The 16,310-nt window shown below is 68.5% G+C and carries 18 protein-coding genes and 1 pseudogene; 14 read left to right on the forward strand and 5 right to left on the reverse strand.

Annotation, left to right across the window (positions count from 1 at the left end):
• A pseudogene (locus D183_RS0117695) lies at positions 1–241 on the forward strand (nucleoside-diphosphate sugar epimerase); the annotation flags it as partial.
• 115 nt (positions 242–356) lie between these two features.
• Here D183_RS0117695 and D183_RS0117700 read toward each other — a convergent pair.
• From D183_RS0117700 to D183_RS0117720, 5 genes are all read right to left on the reverse strand, one after another.
• Positions 357–839, reverse strand: coding sequence for an Mpo1 family 2-hydroxy fatty acid dioxygenase (locus D183_RS0117700; RefSeq protein ID WP_017910174.1), 483 nt, complete (start codon positions 837–839; stop codon positions 357–359).
• A 465-nt stretch (positions 840–1,304) separates the two neighbouring features.
• A complete protein-coding gene (locus tag D183_RS26560) occupies positions 1,305–3,185 on the reverse strand; it encodes a peptidoglycan-binding domain-containing protein (RefSeq protein ID WP_081613379.1) in 1,881 nt (626 codons plus the stop codon).
• A gap of 51 nt (positions 3,186–3,236) precedes the next feature.
• The gene (locus D183_RS26565) at positions 3,237–3,725 is read right to left on the reverse strand and encodes a hypothetical protein (protein WP_017910176.1); all 489 of its coding nucleotides are present in this window, start codon (positions 3,723–3,725) and stop codon (positions 3,237–3,239) included.
• A gap of 309 nt (positions 3,726–4,034) precedes the next feature.
• A complete protein-coding gene (locus tag D183_RS0117715; RefSeq protein ID WP_106405192.1) occupies positions 4,035–4,517 on the reverse strand; it encodes a hypothetical protein in 483 nt (160 codons plus the stop codon).
• Positions 4,518–4,687: 170 nt separating this feature from the next.
• On the reverse strand, positions 4,688–5,614 hold the full coding sequence (locus tag D183_RS0117720; protein WP_017910178.1) for a phosphoribosylaminoimidazolesuccinocarboxamide synthase: 927 nt from the start codon (positions 5,612–5,614) through the stop codon (positions 4,688–4,690).
• A gap of 142 nt (positions 5,615–5,756) precedes the next feature.
• On the opposite strand from D183_RS0117720, the gene D183_RS0117725 reads away from it, so the two are divergent.
• From D183_RS0117725 to D183_RS0117780, 13 genes are all read left to right on the forward strand, one after another.
• Positions 5,757–6,089, forward strand: a complete 333-nt coding sequence (locus D183_RS0117725; RefSeq protein WP_010341396.1) for a J domain-containing protein — start codon at positions 5,757–5,759, stop codon at positions 6,087–6,089.
• Between the two features lie 9 nt (positions 6,090–6,098).
• Positions 6,099–6,767: a ribulose-phosphate 3-epimerase gene (gene rpe, locus D183_RS0117730; RefSeq protein ID WP_017910179.1), complete on the forward strand. Its 669-nt coding sequence runs from the start codon at positions 6,099–6,101 to the stop codon at positions 6,765–6,767.
• Between the two features lies 1 nt (position 6,768).
• Positions 6,769–7,251 carry a GNAT family N-acetyltransferase gene (locus tag D183_RS0117735; RefSeq protein ID WP_017910180.1) on the forward strand — a complete coding sequence of 161 codons (483 nt, stop codon included), beginning with the start codon at positions 6,769–6,771 and terminating at the stop codon, positions 7,249–7,251.
• 217 nt (positions 7,252–7,468) lie between these two features.
• Complete coding sequence (yegS, locus tag D183_RS0117740) at positions 7,469–8,407, forward strand: lipid kinase YegS (protein ID WP_026144604.1); 939 nt, start codon at positions 7,469–7,471, stop codon at positions 8,405–8,407.
• A 406-nt stretch (positions 8,408–8,813) separates the two neighbouring features.
• Complete coding sequence (gene trpE, locus D183_RS0117745) at positions 8,814–10,289, forward strand: anthranilate synthase component I (protein ID WP_026144605.1); 1,476 nt, start codon at positions 8,814–8,816, stop codon at positions 10,287–10,289.
• On the forward strand, positions 10,286–11,359 hold the full coding sequence (locus D183_RS0117750) for a threonine aldolase family protein (protein ID WP_017910183.1): 1,074 nt from the start codon (positions 10,286–10,288) through the stop codon (positions 11,357–11,359). Before trpE ends, D183_RS0117750 begins: the two co-directional genes overlap by 4 nt.
• A 27-nt stretch (positions 11,360–11,386) precedes the next feature.
• Positions 11,387–12,157 carry an SIMPL domain-containing protein gene (locus tag D183_RS0117755; RefSeq protein ID WP_026144606.1) on the forward strand — a complete coding sequence of 257 codons (771 nt, stop codon included), beginning with the start codon at positions 11,387–11,389 and terminating at the stop codon, positions 12,155–12,157.
• Between the two features lie 10 nt (positions 12,158–12,167).
• The gene (locus D183_RS0117760) at positions 12,168–12,746 is read left to right on the forward strand and encodes an anthranilate synthase component II (RefSeq protein WP_017910185.1); all 579 of its coding nucleotides are present in this window, start codon (positions 12,168–12,170) and stop codon (positions 12,744–12,746) included.
• A 49-nt stretch (positions 12,747–12,795) separates the two neighbouring features.
• The gene (locus D183_RS0117765) at positions 12,796–13,434 is read left to right on the forward strand and encodes a flavin reductase family protein (protein WP_017910186.1); all 639 of its coding nucleotides are present in this window, start codon (positions 12,796–12,798) and stop codon (positions 13,432–13,434) included.
• Between the two features lie 9 nt (positions 13,435–13,443).
• Positions 13,444–13,962, forward strand: a complete 519-nt coding sequence (locus tag D183_RS26570; RefSeq protein WP_081613381.1) for a DUF3304 domain-containing protein — start codon at positions 13,444–13,446, stop codon at positions 13,960–13,962.
• Positions 13,959–15,017: an anthranilate phosphoribosyltransferase gene (trpD, locus tag D183_RS0117770; protein ID WP_017910187.1), complete on the forward strand. Its 1,059-nt coding sequence runs from the start codon at positions 13,959–13,961 to the stop codon at positions 15,015–15,017. Before D183_RS26570 ends, trpD begins: the two co-directional genes overlap by 4 nt.
• A 163-nt stretch (positions 15,018–15,180) precedes the next feature.
• On the forward strand, positions 15,181–15,978 hold the full coding sequence (trpC, locus tag D183_RS0117775) for an indole-3-glycerol phosphate synthase TrpC (protein ID WP_017910188.1): 798 nt from the start codon (positions 15,181–15,183) through the stop codon (positions 15,976–15,978).
• Positions 15,975–16,310 (forward strand): haloacid dehalogenase-like hydrolase (locus D183_RS0117780; protein ID WP_017910189.1); only part of this gene is annotated, 336 nt, incomplete at its 3' end. The genes trpC and D183_RS0117780, both read left to right, overlap by 4 nt.

Consider the following 16,310-nt stretch of genomic DNA (forward strand, 5'->3'; position numbering starts at 1 on the left):
GCTGCGGCCGCCGGCGCGGCTGCTATCGCTGCCACATGCGGCGTTCGCGTTGGCGCTGACGCTGGCCCACGCCTGTGGCCGCCTGCAGGGCATGAACCGCGCCGCGCTGCAGCGCATGCGCGAGGACCTGGCATTCGACCTGCAACCGGCGCAGCAGGATTTCGGCTACGCGCCGCGCGCCTTCGCGCCGGATGCGGCGATGTTGGGCCTGGAGGCCGGGGACACGGCGCAGCACGGCTGACACGGCGTCGCGTCCTCGCTGGCGCGATGCGGGCAGCGCGTAGGCGCGGCGGGTCGAGGAATTCCGGCAGCGCCTGCGTCCGCCTGGCGATGCGCGGTGGTGTTGCTGGCCGCGCTCAGTAGCGCCAGTGCATGCGCCGGTACAGCTTGGCCAGCACCCAGGCCGGGCCGATCAGCAGATAGGTCAGATCGGTGAGGAAGCTGGGTCGGTGGCCTTCCAGCGCATGTCCGATGAACTGCGCGATCCAGGCCACCACGAACACGCCGATCGCCAGCCACAGCAGCCCCGGCAGGCCCAGGTGCGCCTCCAGCAACCGGCACAGGCAGCCGCAGAAGAAGAACGCCGCCAGCATGCCGTAGCCCAGCGGGCGCGACAGGCGGTTGTAGTACATCCATGCCGCGAACATGCCCAGCGCCGCCCACAGCCCGCTCTGGAACCAGGTGCCGCCGACCGGGATGCACCACAGCAGGGCCACCACCGACCACAGGATCGCCGGCACCGCGACCACGTGGATGCGCTGGTTGGCGGCATTGCGGTGATCGTCGGAATAGCTGGCGAAATAGCGGTCGATCGGGCGCGCGTAGGCGGTGGTATCCATCTTCCCTCCCAGGAACCGGCTCAGCATAGCGCCATCGCCGGCGCGATGCGGAGACACCGCGCCGTGGATCCGGCGACGCGGGGCAGCGATTGCCCGCAGCACGGGCGCCTTGCCCGCTTGGTGGTCGCGCCCGACACCGTCCATGTCCTCGCCCAGCGCAGCGCAGATGAGGCCGTGCCCAGCGGAGCGACCTTTCGGAGCCTCCAGGAACGTTGGAAAATGTCCTGTGGGAGCGGCTTCAGCCGCGACGGGCTTTGCCGGGAACATCCTGTCGCTCCCACAAGGCGACGTGCATCCGGTTCGATCGTGCCGGATGCAGGGGATGAGAGGTGCTTGCTTCGTTTCGACGAACGGCGTCTGAGATGCGTCGGACGCCGCACGACCGGTCAGCGCAGGCACGCGGTGGCGTCGCCGATCGGGGGCGATCGCGCTGTTGGCACGATCGCCCCGCCACAGCTTGGCGACTCAGGCGCGCGCCATGCTCTTGTTCGTCTCCTGCTGCTCCCGCTGCACCGACTCCTGCTGCTGCGCGGACTGGCGAGCCAGTTGTGCGCTGGTCTGCTCCAGCGGCGGTGCTTGCTGCTGCAGATCCACCACCGCACGGAAGCCTGGCGTGGTCCCGGCGACGAAGGCCGTTTCACCACGCATGCTGACTTCCTTCAGCTTGTCCGGGTGGTCGATCCCGGCCTGCTTGGCCTGCAGGGTGAGGTTGGCCACCGCCTCGTTCGAGAGCTTGGCGTGCGGCGGGTTGGCCTTCTCGGCACCGCGATCGGCTTCCGTGCGCATCTTGCCGTACAGCGGCGTATCCGGATGCCCCGGCTCGCCGAGCTGCGGGCCTTTTGCCGGCTTGGCCTGGGCCTGCTCGGCGGCGGCCAGCCCGGCCCGGGTGTCGCGGCCGACGATGCCGTCCTGGGGGAGGCCGCGTTGTTTCTGAAAGGCAACGACCGCCTCGCGGGTGTGCTCGCCGAAGCGTCCATCCTCGGCCAATGCCTTGCCTTGCGCGTCGCGCACGCCCATGCGGTTGAGCTGGCGCTGCAATGCTTCGACATCATTGCCGCGCTCGCCCTGCTTGAGCAGGCCATCGGCCATGGCCGCACTCTTGGCGCTGTGTGTTTCTGCTGGTGCTGGGGATGTCTGCCGTGCAGGAACGTCGCCATTGCCATGCATTGGGGCACGAACCTGAAATTCCGGTTTGGGGGTCAACGCGCCGACGATGCGGGTGCTGCCTCCATCCCAGTAGCCACCCGGGCGAATCGTGACCTCTGCCGGGCCGGTGCTGCCTTGCGAGCCGATGAACTGGATGTTTCCGGCCTTGTCGTACCCCTTGAAGATGCCGATGTGCTGCCCGTTCGGCGAAGAAAACATCAGCAGATCGCCCTGGTGCAACGAGCCATTGGGTTTGCGTGCCTCCGCCGCGGAGGTGACATCGAAATGCTCGCGCGCATACGGTGTCACCTGCGCGCCATTGAAGAGCTTGGCGGTGGTGAATCCTGCGGCGTTCTCGCCCGGCACGTCGTAGCCGGCGTTCTTGAGTCCGCGCCATACGAAGGCCGAACAGTCCACGCCAAGGCGACCGTCGCCGTCGCCGTCGCGCTCCAGGCGGCTGCTGTCGCGCCCCGGCCTGGGGTGGTCCGGACGACCGTATTCGTAGCGCCGGCCCTCGTTGAAGAAGTGCTGGTACGCCTCGTTGTAGACCGCCGCGCTGGGTCTGTCGGATGCGGCGGTAGCGGGGGCAGGGCTTGCTGCGGCGGGTGCAGCAGAGGACTGCGGTTGCGTTGGGGCTTGCGCCGCGGTCCGGGCGGGTGTCTGTACCGTGACGTCGCCTGCCCGCCACCCCTCGAAGCGCCTGATGCCGTCGGCCAGCGCCTCGCGTTCGCGCTCGCTCATCTGTGCGACCGTTTTATTGCGCAGGTCCACGCCTTGGCGGTCGCCCTCCGCGAAAATGGTGGCGGCCTGTTCGCGATGATGCGTGGTGCCGCTGTAATCGGCCTTCGAGTAGCGCGGCAGCATCTGTTCGACCGTGTCGTTGGCGAAGCGGCGCTCCAGCAGCTGGATCTTGGCAGCACGGCCTGCCTCGTAGCTCTCGAAAACGGCGTTGCCCCACTGGTCGAGACCAACGACGCCACGATACCGGTCCTGCGCCGACTCCAGTGCCTGCTCGCGTGTGCGCGGGTTGTTCACCGTCTTGTCCGCGCTGCCGGCGAACTCGAACTTGAGATTGCCGGGATTGTTGTTGCGCCACGACACCGATCCGCCTGATCGGCTGACGGTACTTCCATCGTCCATCTCTACCGTGCGCGTGGTGCCGACGCTGCTGACGAGTCGAGTGATCTTGGGGTCCGACATACCTTGCTCTCCTTGCGATTGAACAAGCACGCGTGCTTGTGGAAACGTTGGCTACATTCCGTCCGAGAACACGTCCAGCGCGCTGGCGCTGACCCAGCCCTGGGCGCAGTTTCCGGCATAGCGACCAGGGGCAGCGACATGGCAGGCGTCGCCGTTTGCGGGGGAAGTCCACTGGATCGGACGGTCCCCATACTGCTTGCACAGCGCATTGCCCTTGCACTTCGCCACGCTGTCGGCCGGAATCGCGACGACGTAGTAGTACATGGGGTTCTGGCCGGCGCGGGCGATGCCCTGGACGCAGACGAGCTGGCCTTGCGAGAGGGTAGCCCGCGGTGTGGCATGGCTTCCCGTGGTCGGCACGACATTCAGCGCAGGAGTGCCCTTGGCGTCTGCAACGCCTGCGAAAAATCCCTGTGCGCCACAGTCTGCGGTCAGTTCGACGTCGTAGTAGTCGCCTGCGTCCAGATTGCCCGCCGTACAGTTCCTTGCCGTCTTGCCGTCTTCGCACTGCACGCCGCTCGACTGCAGCAGCTGTTGCACTGGATCGGTCGACGCGGCGTCTGCAGGCGGAGATACGGCGGGAGGCGCTTGCTTGGCGGGCGCCGGGGCGGCTGCGGCCGCGGCGGCAGGGGCAGCGGATTGGCCGTTGCTGCATGCGCTCAATGCGAGTAGCAACACCGAAACGGCGGGCCACACAACGCGATTGCCAGGGCGGCGGGAAGGGCGGGATGAGCGCATCTTTACCTCACGTGGGAGCGGGTTACGGAAATGTAGCGCGGGCGGGATACAGCTTGGTGAAGAAAAAGAGGACTAAAAGAGTGCCCGTGCCGTGTGGCCAGACTGCGCTGATTACAGCGCCTGATCGTCCACTTTCACCAGTGTCCAGCACGGCTTCTGCGTGAACTGGTAGACCTGTTGATCACTGGTATCGGGGGTGCGCACCATGACCTGCCTGCCCTGGGCGTTCTGCGTCACCACGACTTCGCGCCCACCCTTGCGGGCGGCCTCCAGATTGGGAATCACCGGCCATTCGACTTCGGCCAGCGGCACATTGCGGGTGACCGGTGCCGGCTCCGGCTGCGCGTCCGAGTCGAGGTGGATCATCGTCAACGGGTCGGCGGTGGCCTTTTCCTGGACTGCGATGTCGGCGCTGAAGCGCTTGAGGAAAGCGTCGAAATCGACATCCTGGCAGCGCGGCGCTGCTGCGGCTGCAGGGGCCGGTGGCGTCGCTGGCGCCATTGCAGCAGGCGCGGAGCCGGCAGAGGGCCCCTTGCAGGCGACCAGGGTGGCGGCAAGGGCCAGTGAAGTCAGAATGGGGCGTGCACTAGCCAACGGATCCTCCTGATCGGGTCGCGCGCACGAGCGCTCGCGCGGGTGCCGGAGTCTAGCCGGCCAGGATGCTCCGGGTCGTGAAGCAGCGGGCATGGCGGTCGGTGCCCGCAAGGTGGCCGCCGTCCGCGACCACCCGTGACGCGCCGGGCATCCGGCGCGCGGCCCCACACTCAGTCGACCGAAATCCCCGCCAACCGCTGCAGCGCTTCGGCGTACTTGGCGCGGGTGCGGTCGATCACGTCCTGCGGCAGGCGCGGGCCGGGCGCGGTCTTGCCCCAGTCCAGCGTCTCCAGGTAATCGCGCACGAACTGCTTGTCGTAGCTCGGCGGGCTGGTTCCGACCTCGTACTGGTCGGCCGGCCAGTAGCGCGAGGAGTCCGGGGTCAGCATTTCGTCCATGATGTACAGGCGGCCGTCGGCGTCGGTGCCGAACTCGAACTTGGTGTCGGCCAGCAGGATGCCGCGTTCGGCGGCGAAGTCGGCGGCGAAGCGGTAGATGCGCAGGGTGGCGTCGCGCACGCGCTCGGCCAGTTCGGCGCCCACGGTCTTGACCATGGCGTCGAAGTCGATGTTCTCGTCGTGATCGCCCACCGCGGCCTTGGTCGACGGGGTGAAGATCGGTTCGGCCAGCTTCTCGGCCTGGCGCAGGCCGTCGGGCAGTTCGATGCCGCTGACCTTGCCGGTGCGCTGGTAGTCCTTCCAGCCGCTGCCGATCAGGTAGCCACGGGCGATGGCTTCCACCGGCACCGGCTTGAGCTTGCGGGTCACCACCGCGCGCTTGGCGTACAGGGCTTTGTCCACGCCCTCGGGCAGCACCGCGGCCACGTCGATGCCGGTGAGGTGGTTGGGCATCAGGTGCTCGGTCTTCTTGAACCAGAAGTTGGAGACCTGGCACAGCATCTCGCCCTTGCCCGGGATCGGGTCGGGCAGCACCACGTCGAAGGCGGAGAGGCGGTCGGTGGCGACCATCAGCAGGTAGTCGCCGGGCGGCGCGTCGGCCGGCAGGCGCTCGCGGGGAATATCGAACACGTCGCGGACTTTGCCGCGGTGGCGCAAGGGCAGGCCGGGCAGATCGGATTGCAACAGCGTGGTGGACACAGGCACTCCTACGGACTTCGCAATGGCGACCGTCCCGGGACCCGGCGGGCCCGCGGCGGACGGCGGGCCGCGTAGTGTACGGCCGGAATGCCCCGCTGTGCCGTAAAATGGCCGGCCCTGACGCCGCGCCCGCCCTTGCCCCATGCCCTGGTACGGAAAACTGCTCGGCGCCATCGCCGGGGCCCTGCTGCTGCGGCCCACGCCGGTGCTGGGCGCGTTGATCGGGCTGCTGATCGGGCACGCCTTCGACGCCGACTGGTTCAAGCTGTCCCAGCGCGAGGATCCCTACCGGGAACTGGGCCTGACCCGCGACGCCACCGACGCCGAGATCGAACTGGCCTACCGCCGGCTGATGTCCCAGTACCACCCCGACAAGGTCGCCAGCGCCAGCCCCGAGCTGCGTGCCCGCGCCGAGAAGAAGGCCAGCCAGCTCAACACCGCCTACGACCGTATCCGCACCCTGCGCAAGCGCTGAGATCCCGCCATGTCCGACTGCATCATCTCCCCGTCCATCCTGTCCGCCGATTTCGCCCGCCTCGGCGAGGAAGTGGATGCCGTGCTGCGCGCAGGCGCCGACTGGATCCACTTCGACGTGATGGACAATCATTACGTGCCGAACCTCACCATCGGCCCGATGGTCTGCCAGGCGCTGCGCAAGCACGGCGTCACCGCGCCGATCGACGTGCATCTGATGGTGGAGCCGGTGGACCGGCTGATCCCGGATTTCGCCGAGGCCGGCGCCAGCATCATCAGCTTCCATCCCGAGGCCAGCCGCCACGTGCACCGCAGCATCCAGCTGATCAAGTCGCACGGCTGCAAGGCCGGCCTGGTGCTCAACCCGGCCACCCCGGTGGACATCCTCGACTGGGTGCTGGACGACCTGGACCTGGTGCTGGTGATGTCGGTCAACCCGGGTTTCGGCGGCCAGGCCTTCATTCCCTCGGCGCTGGACAAGCTGCGCGCGATCCGCGCCCGCATCGACGCCAGCGGCAAGCCGATCCGGCTGGAGATCGACGGCGGGGTCAAGCCGGACAACATCGCCGCGATCGCCGCCGCCGGCGCCGACACCTTCGTCGCCGGCTCGGCCATCTTCAATGCGCCCGATTACGCCGAGGTGATCACGCAGATGCGCGCCGCGGTGGCGGGGCGCTGAGATGGCGGCGCTGCACATCCGCCCGGCGGTGGCCGACGATGCGGCGCTGATCCTGCGCCTGATTCGCGACCTGGCCCGTTACGAGCGCGCCGAGGACGCGGTGCAGACCGACGAGGCCGGCCTGCGCGCCAGCCTGTTCGGCGCCGATGCCCGCGCGCAGGCACTGATCTGCGAGGCCGACGGCCAGCCGATCGGCTACGCGGTGTACTTCTATAACTACTCCACCTGGCTCGGCCGCAACGGCCTGTACCTGGAAGACCTGTACGTGGACCCGGCGCACCGCGGCGTCGGCGCCGGCAAGGCGCTGCTGCAGCACCTGGCGCGGCAGGCGGTGGCCGAGGGCTGCGGCCGCTTCGAATGGTCGGTGCTGGACTGGAACCAGCCGGCCATCGACTTCTACGAAGCGGTCGGTGCCCGCGCGCAGGACGAGTGGACCGTGTACCGGCTGCAGGGCGAGGCGCTGGCCCGGTTCGCGGCCGGCTGAGCGGCGCCGGACGGCCAAAAGAAAAGAACCGCACCGTCGCCGGTGCGGCCCCTGGGAGAGAAATCGGAGGCTGATCCTGCCTCCATCCGTCTTCCTTGCTATGGCCTTCCATGTTCCGGACGCACGGTGACGTGCGTATGACAGCGCACCCGCCTGGATTCACGCATCGCGCATGCCGCGCCCGTTAGCGTGGGCGCCTCACCCCGGGATGGTTCGCATGGCTGCAGCGCATTGGCGTCTGATCCTCAACGGCAAATCGGCCGGCGACGAGGCGTTGCGCGAGGCGGTCATGGCCATGCGTACGCGCGGCGTGGCGCTGCAGGTGCGGGTGACCTGGGAGCGGGGCGATGCCGAGCGCTACGTGGCCGAAGCGGTGGCCGATGGTGCTGCGTGCATCGTCGCCGCCGGCGGCGACGGCACCCTCAGCGAGGTCGCCACGGCGCTGGCGCATTGCCAGGAACCGGGCGACGCGCTGCCGGCCCTGGGGCTGGTGGCGCTGGGCACGGCCAACGATTTCGCCACCGCGACCGGTCTCCCGCTGCCGCCGCTGGAGGCACTGGAACTGATCGCCCGCACGCCGGCGCTGCCGATCGACCTGTTGCGCATCGAGGCCGAGCACGGCCCGCACTGGTGCGCCAACGTCGCCAGCGGCGGCTTCGGCACCCAGGTCACGGTGGAGACCGACGAAGGCCTGAAAAAGATGCTCGGTGGGCTGGCCTACCTGGTCACTGGCATGAGCCGGCTGGGCCGGATCGATCCGATCCGGGCCCGCTTCGAAGGGCCGGACTTTGCCTGGGAAGGCGATTTCATCGCGCTCGGCCTGGGCAACGGCCGCCAGGCCGGCGGTGGCCAGGTGCTGTGCCCGGACGCGCTGCTCGACGACGGCCTGCTCGACCTGACCCTGGTGCCGGAGCTGACCGGCGAGGTCGCCGCGACCCTGGGCACCCTGGTTACGTCAGGCAAGCAGGCCGCGCTGGAGCGGGTGGCGGTGCGCGCGCGCCTGCCGTGGCTGCGGATCGAAGCGGCGCAGCCGCTGACCCTGAACCTGGACGGCGAGCCGGAAACCTCGCGCCACTTCCGCATCGACTGCGTGCCGGGGCGTCTGCGCATGCATCTGCCGCCGGACTCGCCGCTGCTGCAGGCGCCAGAGCGCTAACCGCAGGTCGGGCGCCAGCCCGAAGGCCGGCGCCCATGTGGGAGGGACTTCAGTCCCGACGCGCTGTCCTTACCGATCTCCGCAACACCGCGCTCGGTCGCGCCGTGGCAGGACGAACACGACGGATCACGGATGGGTGCGATGCGCGCCGAACAGCGCGCCCGAAGTCATGCGCCGCCTCCTGTGGGAGGGACTTCAATCCCGACGCGACGCCCTCGCCGACCGCTTCCGCACCGCGATCGATCGGTCGCGTCTGCAACCGTTGCCAGTCGCCGCAGTTGCGGTAAAGTAGCCGCCGTGTCCAGTCTGACGACCCCGCTTTCCTTCACTTCCGCTCGCCGTGCGTGGCGATGGTGGCCTGCAGCCGTCGTCCGCCCTGTCACCGAGTCCCGGAAGGAAAGCCGTCTTGATTACCCGCGAGCAGTTCCAGCGCTACGCCGCTGAAGGTCACACCCGCATCCCCGTCGTCCGCGAAGTGCTGTCCGACCTGGACACGCCGCTGTCGGTCTATCTCAAGCTCGCCGACGCCCCGCATACCTACCTGTTCGAATCGGTCGAAGGTGGCGAACGCTTCGGGCGCTACTCGATCATCGGCCTGCCGGTGCGCCGTGTGTACACCTTCCGCGGGCACACCCTCGAGGTGCGCGACCATGGCGAACTGATCGAGCGCCGCGAGGTCGCCGATCCCTTCGCCGAGGTCGAGGCGCTGCGCGCCCAGCATGTGGTGCCCAAGCTGGCGGGCGTGCCCGGTTTCACCGGCGGCCTGGTCGGCTGGTTCGGCTTCGAGTGCATCGGCTACATCGAGCCGCGCCTGGCCGGCGCGGTGGCACGCGACGAACTGGACACGCCTGACATCCTGCTGATGCTGTCCGAGGAAGTGGCGGTCTTCGACAACCTCAAGGGCCGCCTGTACCTGATCGTGCACGCCGACCCGGCCGAAGCCGACGCCTGGGAGCGCGCGCAGGCACGCCTGGATGCGCTCACCACGACGTTGCGCCAGCCTGGCGCCGGTTACCCCGCGCCGCTGGCGCGCGACGTGCTGGACGAGAGCGACTTCGTCTCCGGTTTCACCCGTGAGGGCTTCATCGCCGCGGTGGAGAAATCCAAGGACTACATCCGCGCCGGCGACATCTTCCAGGTGGTGCTGAGCCAGCGCCTGAGCGTGCCGTTCACCGCGCGCCCGGTGGACGTGTACCGCGCGCTGCGCGCGCTGAATCCGTCGCCGTACATGTATTTCCTCGACGTCGGCGACACCCAGGTGGTCGGCTCCTCGCCGGAGATCCTGGTGCGGCTGGAGAACGGCCAGGTCACCGTGCGTCCGATTGCCGGCACCCGGCCGCGCGGCAAGACCCCGGAAGAGGACCAGGCGCTGGAGGCGGAACTGCTGGCCGATCCGAAGGAGCGCGCCGAGCACCTGATGCTGATCGACCTGGGCCGCAACGATGCCGGCCGGGTCTCGCAGGCCGGCAGCGTCGCCGTCGGCGAGCGCTTCGTGATCGAACGCTACAGCCACGTCATGCACATCGTCAGCGAAGTCACCGGCACCCTGCTGCCCGGTCTCAGCTATGCCGACGTGCTGCGCGCCACCTTCCCCGCCGGCACCGTCAGCGGCGCGCCGAAGATCCGCGCGCTGGAAGTCATCCGCGAGCTGGAGCCGATCAAGCGCAACGTCTACGCCGGCAGCATCGGCTACCTCGGCTGGCACGGCGACGCCGATACCGCCATCGCCATCCGCACCGCGGTGATCAAGCACGGCCGCCTGCACGTGCAGGCCGGCGCGGGCATCGTCTACGACTCCGATCCGCAGACCGAATGGGACGAGACGATGAACAAGGGCCGCGCACTGTTCCGCGCGGTCGCCGAAGCGGCGAAGGGGCTGTGAACGCCGCCGCATCGCCGCGGATCGGCTTCCGCAACGACTACAGCGAAGGCGCGCATCCGCGCGTGCTGGCCGCGCTGGCCGCCGCCAGTGTCGAGCAGAACGCCGGCTATGGCCTGGACCGGCACAGCGCGCGCGCCGCGCAGCTGATACGTGCCGAGATCGGCTGCGCCGACGCCGACGTGCACCTGCTGGTGGGCGGCACCCAGACCAACCTCACCGCCATCGCCGCGTTCCTGCGCCCGCACCAGGCGGTGATCGCCGCGGCCTGCGGCCACATCGCCACCCACGAGACCGGCGCGATCGAGGCCACCGGGCACAAGGTGCTCACCGTTGAGGCGGCCGACGGCCGGCTCACGCCGGAGCGGATCGCGCCGCTGCTGGCCGAGCACGGCAACGAGCACCTGGTGCAGCCACGGCTGGTCTATGTGTCCAACACCACCGAGGTCGGCACGATCTACCGCAAGCACGAACTGCAGGCCTTGCGCGCGTTCTGCGACTCACACGGCCTGCTGCTGTTCCTCGACGGCGCGCGCATCGGCAGCGCGCTCACCGCCGAGGGCAACGATCTGACGCTGGCCGATGTCGCCGCGCTCACCGATGCGTTCTACATCGGCGGCACCAAGAATGGAGCCTTGCTCGGCGAGGCGCTGGTGATCCTCAACCCGGTGTTGAAAGCGGATTTCCGCTACCTGCTCAAGCAGCGCGGCGCGCTGCTGGCCAAGGGCATGGTGCTGGGCACACAGTTCGCCGCGCTGTTCGAGGACGGGCTGTTCTACGAACTGGCCGCGCACGCCAACCGCATGGCCGCGCGGCTGCGCGAGGGGCTGGCCGCGGCCGGCGCGGAGTTCGCCTCGGATTCGCCGACCAACCAGCTGTTCGTGATCCTGCCCGTGGCCGCGGTCGAGACGCTGGCGCAGCGCTACGACTTCGAGCGCTGGCAGGTGCTGGGCGACGGCCGCTGGGTGATCCGCTTCGTGACGTCGTGGGCGACGCAGGCCGATGCGGTCGACACGTTGATCGCGGATTTCGCCACGCTGATCCACGCCGGCACGCCGCGTGCGGCCGGCTGACATTCCCCCAAGGAGAGGAAGATGAACATTCGTACGCTTGTCGCCTGGGCCGTTGCCGCGGTGCTGGCCTTGCCGGCCGTCGCCAGCGCGCAGGTCAACAGCCTGCCGTCGCAGCCGCATTTGTTGGTCAAGGGGGAGGCCAAGCGCGAGGTGGTGCCGGATCGCTTCGGTTTGATGATCACCCTCAGCGCCGTGGATGCCGACCCGGGTGCGGCGCGAAAGCGCGTGCAGGCCAATGCCGAAAAGGTGCTGGCTGCATTCGGGCAGCGCCATGCGTTGGCGGGCAGTGTGCAGGCGTCGACACTGTCGATCAGGCCAGAGCGCCGCTACGAGGACGAGAAGCAGGTGTTTGAAGGCACGCGCGTGCAGCGCACGCTCTCGGCCGACTTCGGCGCGCTGGACGATGTGCGCGGTTTGCTGGGTACGCTGACCACCAGCGAGGAAGTGCAGGTGTCGGGGATCGCGCCACGCTACAGCGGCGAAACCGCGCTGCGCGCCGAACTCAAGCGACAGGCGGCCGAGCAGACTCGCAGCTCCGCGCAGTCCCTGGCCAAGGCCTACGGCGTACGTCTGGGAGGTCTATACACCATCTCCGAGGTGGCGCCGGACTTCGCCTATGGCATCCAGGCCGGGCAGTGGCCGTCCGAGTCGGTCCCAGTGCAGTTGGTGAGTGCACCACCGGCGCCGGTGAAGGATCTTGAGCCAGCGCGCGCCGCCGATGGCGTCGCCGAATCCCTCGAAGCCGGCACCCTCACCCTCTCCGAAAACGTCTATGCGGTCTTCCTGATCGCGCAATGAGTCCTTCGCCATGCTGCTGATGCTGGATAACTACGACAGCTTTACCTACAACCTCGTGCAGTACCTGCAGGCGCTCGGCGCCGAGGTCAAGGTGGTGCGCAACGACGCGCTCAGCGTGGACGAGATCGAGCGCCTGGCGCCCGAGCGCATCGTCATCTCGCCGGGGCCGTGCACGCCGAACGAGGCGGGCGTGTCGCTGCAACTGATCGAGCGACTGGGCCAGCGCATCCCGATCCTGGGCGTGTGCCTGGGCCACCAGAGCATCGGCCAGGTCTACGGCGGGCAGGTGGTGCGTGCCGGCACCATCATGCACGGCAAGACTTCGCGCATCCGCCACGAAGGCCGCGGCGTGTTCGCCGGCCTGCCGGACCGCTACGAGGCCACCCGCTACCACTCGCTCGTGGTGGAGAAGACCACGCTGCCCGACTGCCTGGAAGTGACGGCCTGGACCGAACACGACGACGGCACGGTGGAGGAGATCATGGGTCTGCGCCATCGCCAGTTCCCGGTCGAGGGCGTGCAGTTCCATCCCGAGTCCATCCTCACCGAGCATGGTCACGCCCTGCTGAAGAACTTCCTGGAGCGCTGAGCGCGCCGCGCGGGCGTCGCCCGCTTCCCGTCACTGCCGGACCCTGCCGATGCACGAGCGCACCGACGCCTTCCATTTCTACGAACCGGCCAACGGCCACGGGTTGCCGCACGACCCGTTCAACGCCATCGTCGGGCCGCGGCCGATCGGATGGATCGGTTCGCGCGGCGCCGACGGCATCGCCAACCTGGCGCCCTACAGCTTCTTCAATGCCTTCAACTACGTCCCGCCGATCGTCGGCTTCGCCAGCATCGGCTGGAAGGACAGCGTGCGTAACATCGAGGCCACGGGCGAGTTCACCTGGAACCTGGCCACGCGGCCGCTGGCCGAGGCGATGAACGCCAGTTCCGCCGCGGTGGCGCCGGAGGTGGACGAGTTCGCGCTGGCCGGCCTGGCCGCCGCGCCCTCGCGCCTGATCGGCGCGCCGCGGGTGGCCGCCAGCCCGGTCAGCTTCGAATGCCGGCTCAGCCAGTTGCTGCCGCTGCAGAGCGCACGCGGCGAGCCGATCCAGACCTGGCTGGTGCTGGGCGAGGTGGTCGGCGTGCACATCGCCGAGCACGCCCTGCACGACGGCATCTACGACCCGGCCGCGGTCGCCACCCTGCTGCGCGCCGGCGGCCCGGCCGACTACTTCGAGGTGCTGGCGCAAGGGAGCCTGCGCATGTCGCGGCCGACGCAGGCGCGCTGAGCCCATCACATGCAAAACAGAAAAACAAAAAAACGCATCCAGTACTGGAATTCATTGTCCATGCTTGTCGCCTGCATCTCATTAAGTGGTTGCGGCAATGATCGCTTGCCCGCATCTGTGACTGGCTACAATCACATGAGCGATTGGAGCATCGAGAGATTTACAGTCGACGGCGCAAGTGGACCCAACCTTGCGCCCGAGGAAGGGGGCGGGAAATTTTCATGCTGTGCGTCCATTCCAAGGCGTTGGCATCCGGGAATGAAGGTCAAGGTCCAATGGACCTATGACACCACGCAAAATGGCCCGCAGCCCCCATCGCCACAAGAAGCAATTGTTGATCTACCCCAATATCCAAGCCAAGGCGGGGATATTCAGGTGCATTTTTATCCAGATCATAAAGTCAAGGTGGTGATTTCGGAATATGGCATTGGACACCCTCTTTACCCCATGAGCGAAGAAGATAAGCGCCCCTGGGAAACCCGAAAAGATCTACTTCTTCCCCAGCTACGAGCAGCTCCTCTCCCATGACCATCACGCCCCAACAAGCCCTGCAACGCACCATCGAGCACCGCGAGATCTTCCACGACGAGATGGTCGGGCTGATGCGGCAGATCATGCGCGGGGAGGTGTCGCCGATGATGACCGCGGCCATCCTCACCGGCTTGCGGGTCAAGAAGGAGACGGTGGGCGAGATCGCCGGCGCGGCGGTGGTGATGCGCGAATTCTCGCGCACCGTGCCGGTCGTGGACCGTACCCACATGGTCGACATCGTCGGCACCGGCGGCGACGGCTCGCACACCTTCAACATCTCCACCTGCGCGATGTTCGTGGCCGCGGCGGCCGGCGCCAAGGTCGCCAAGCACGGCAACCGCAGCGTCTCCTCCAAGTCCGGCAGCGCCGATGCGCTGGAGGCGCTGGGTGCGGCGATCGAACTGCAGCCCGAGCAGGTGGCGCAGGCGTTGGCGGCGACCGGCATCGGCTTCATGTACGCCCCGGTGCACCACCCGGCGATGAAGGTGGTGGCGCCGGTGCGGCGCGAGATGGGCGTGCGCACCATCTTCAACATCCTCGGCCCGCTGACCAACCCGGCCGGCGCGCCGAACATCCTGATGGGCGTGTTCCACCCCGACCTGGTCGGCATCCAGGCGCGCGTGCTGCAGGAACTGGGCGCCGAACGCGCGCTGGTGGTGTGGGGCCGCGACGACATGGACGAACTCTCGCTCGGCGCCGGCACCCTGGTCGGCGAGCTGCGCGACGGCCAGGTCCGCGAGTACGAGGTGCACCCGGAGGATTTCGGCATCGCCATGTCGGCCAGCCGCAACCTCAAGGTCGCCGACGCCGCCGAATCGATGGCGATGCTGCGCGCGGTGCTCGACAACGTGCCCGGCCCGGCCCTGGACATCGTCGCCTTCAACGCCGGCGCGGCGCTGTACGTGGCCGGCCTGGCCGCCGACATCGGTGCCGGCATCGCCCTGGCCCGTGCGGCCATCGCCGACGGCCGCGCGCGGGCGAAGCTGGAGGCGTATGTGGCGTGTACGCAGGGTCTGGTCGGAGCCCGGGACCCGGGACCCGGGACCCGGTAGGAGCCCAGTTCCGCCGATCTGCTGCGATTCGTCCGGCCATCCCGTCGTCAGTTGCAACACGTGCATGGCGGCCCAGGCTGTTGCGGGTCCCGGGTCCCGGGTCCCGATCCCTTCTTTACCCCACATCGCCGATAATCCGGCCATCCCCCAGGATTCCCACCGCATGAGCAGCGACATTCTCCGCACCATCCTCGCGCGCAAGGCCGACGAGATCGCCGAGCGCAGCGCGCGCGTGCCGCTGGCCGAGCTGGTCGCCCGTGCCGAGGCCATGCCGCCCACCCGCGGCTTCGCCCGCGCGTTGCAGGCGGCCATCGCCAACGGCGACCCGGCGGTGATCGCCGAGGTCAAGAAGGCCAGCCCGTCCAAGGGCGTGATCCGCCCGGACTTCCACCCGGCCGACATCGCGGTCAGCTACGAATTCGGCGGCGCGGCCTGTCTGTCGGTGCTGACCGACGAGGACTTCTTCCAGGGTCACGACCGCTATCTGCAGCAGGCGCGCGATGCCTGCACGCTGCCGGTGCTGCGCAAGGATTTCACCATCGATCCGTACCAGGTGTACGAGGCGCGCACGCTCGGCGCCGACTGCATCCTGCTGATCGTGGCCGCGCTGGACGACCTGCAACTGGCCGAGCTGTCGTCGCTGGCCCTGCAGCTGGGCATGGACGTGCTGGTGGAAGTGCACGACATCGACGAACTGGAGCGCGCGCTGCAGGTGCCGGCGCCGCTGATCGGCATCAACAACCGCAACCTGCGCACCTTCGAGGTGTCGCTGCAGACCACCTTGTCGATGCAGGACGCGGTGCCGCGCGATCGCCTGCTGGTCACCGAAAGCGGCATCCTCGGCCCGGACGACGTGGCGCTGATGCGCGGCGCCGGCGTGCACGCGTTCCTGGTCGGCGAGGCGTTCATGCGCGCCGAGGAGCCGGGCGAGGCGCTGCGCCAGCTGTTCTTCGCGGCATGAGCGGGCAGGACGCCAGCCCGTATCCGCTGCCGCGCGCCGATGCGCCGCTGGTGGTATTCGATTTCGACCACACCCTGTACGACGGCGATTCCGGCAGCCACCTGTTCGCCTGGCTGATCAAGCGCAATCCGCTGCGCCTGGCCGCCGCGGTGCTGGCCACCCCGTTGCTGGGGCCGCTGGTGGCGATGCTGCCGACCCGCCGCACCGGCATCTCCGGCTACGTCTGGATCGCCAGCTTCGGCCTGCGCCGCGCGCGCGAGTTCAACCGCATCATCGACCAGTACGTGCTGCAGCATCAGGCGCAGATCCGCCAGCGGCTGCTGCCGCAGGCG

This window comes from Xanthomonas sp. SHU 199, assembly GCF_000364665.1.
Lineage (GTDB): Bacteria > Pseudomonadota > Gammaproteobacteria > Xanthomonadales > Xanthomonadaceae > Xanthomonas_A > Xanthomonas_A sontii.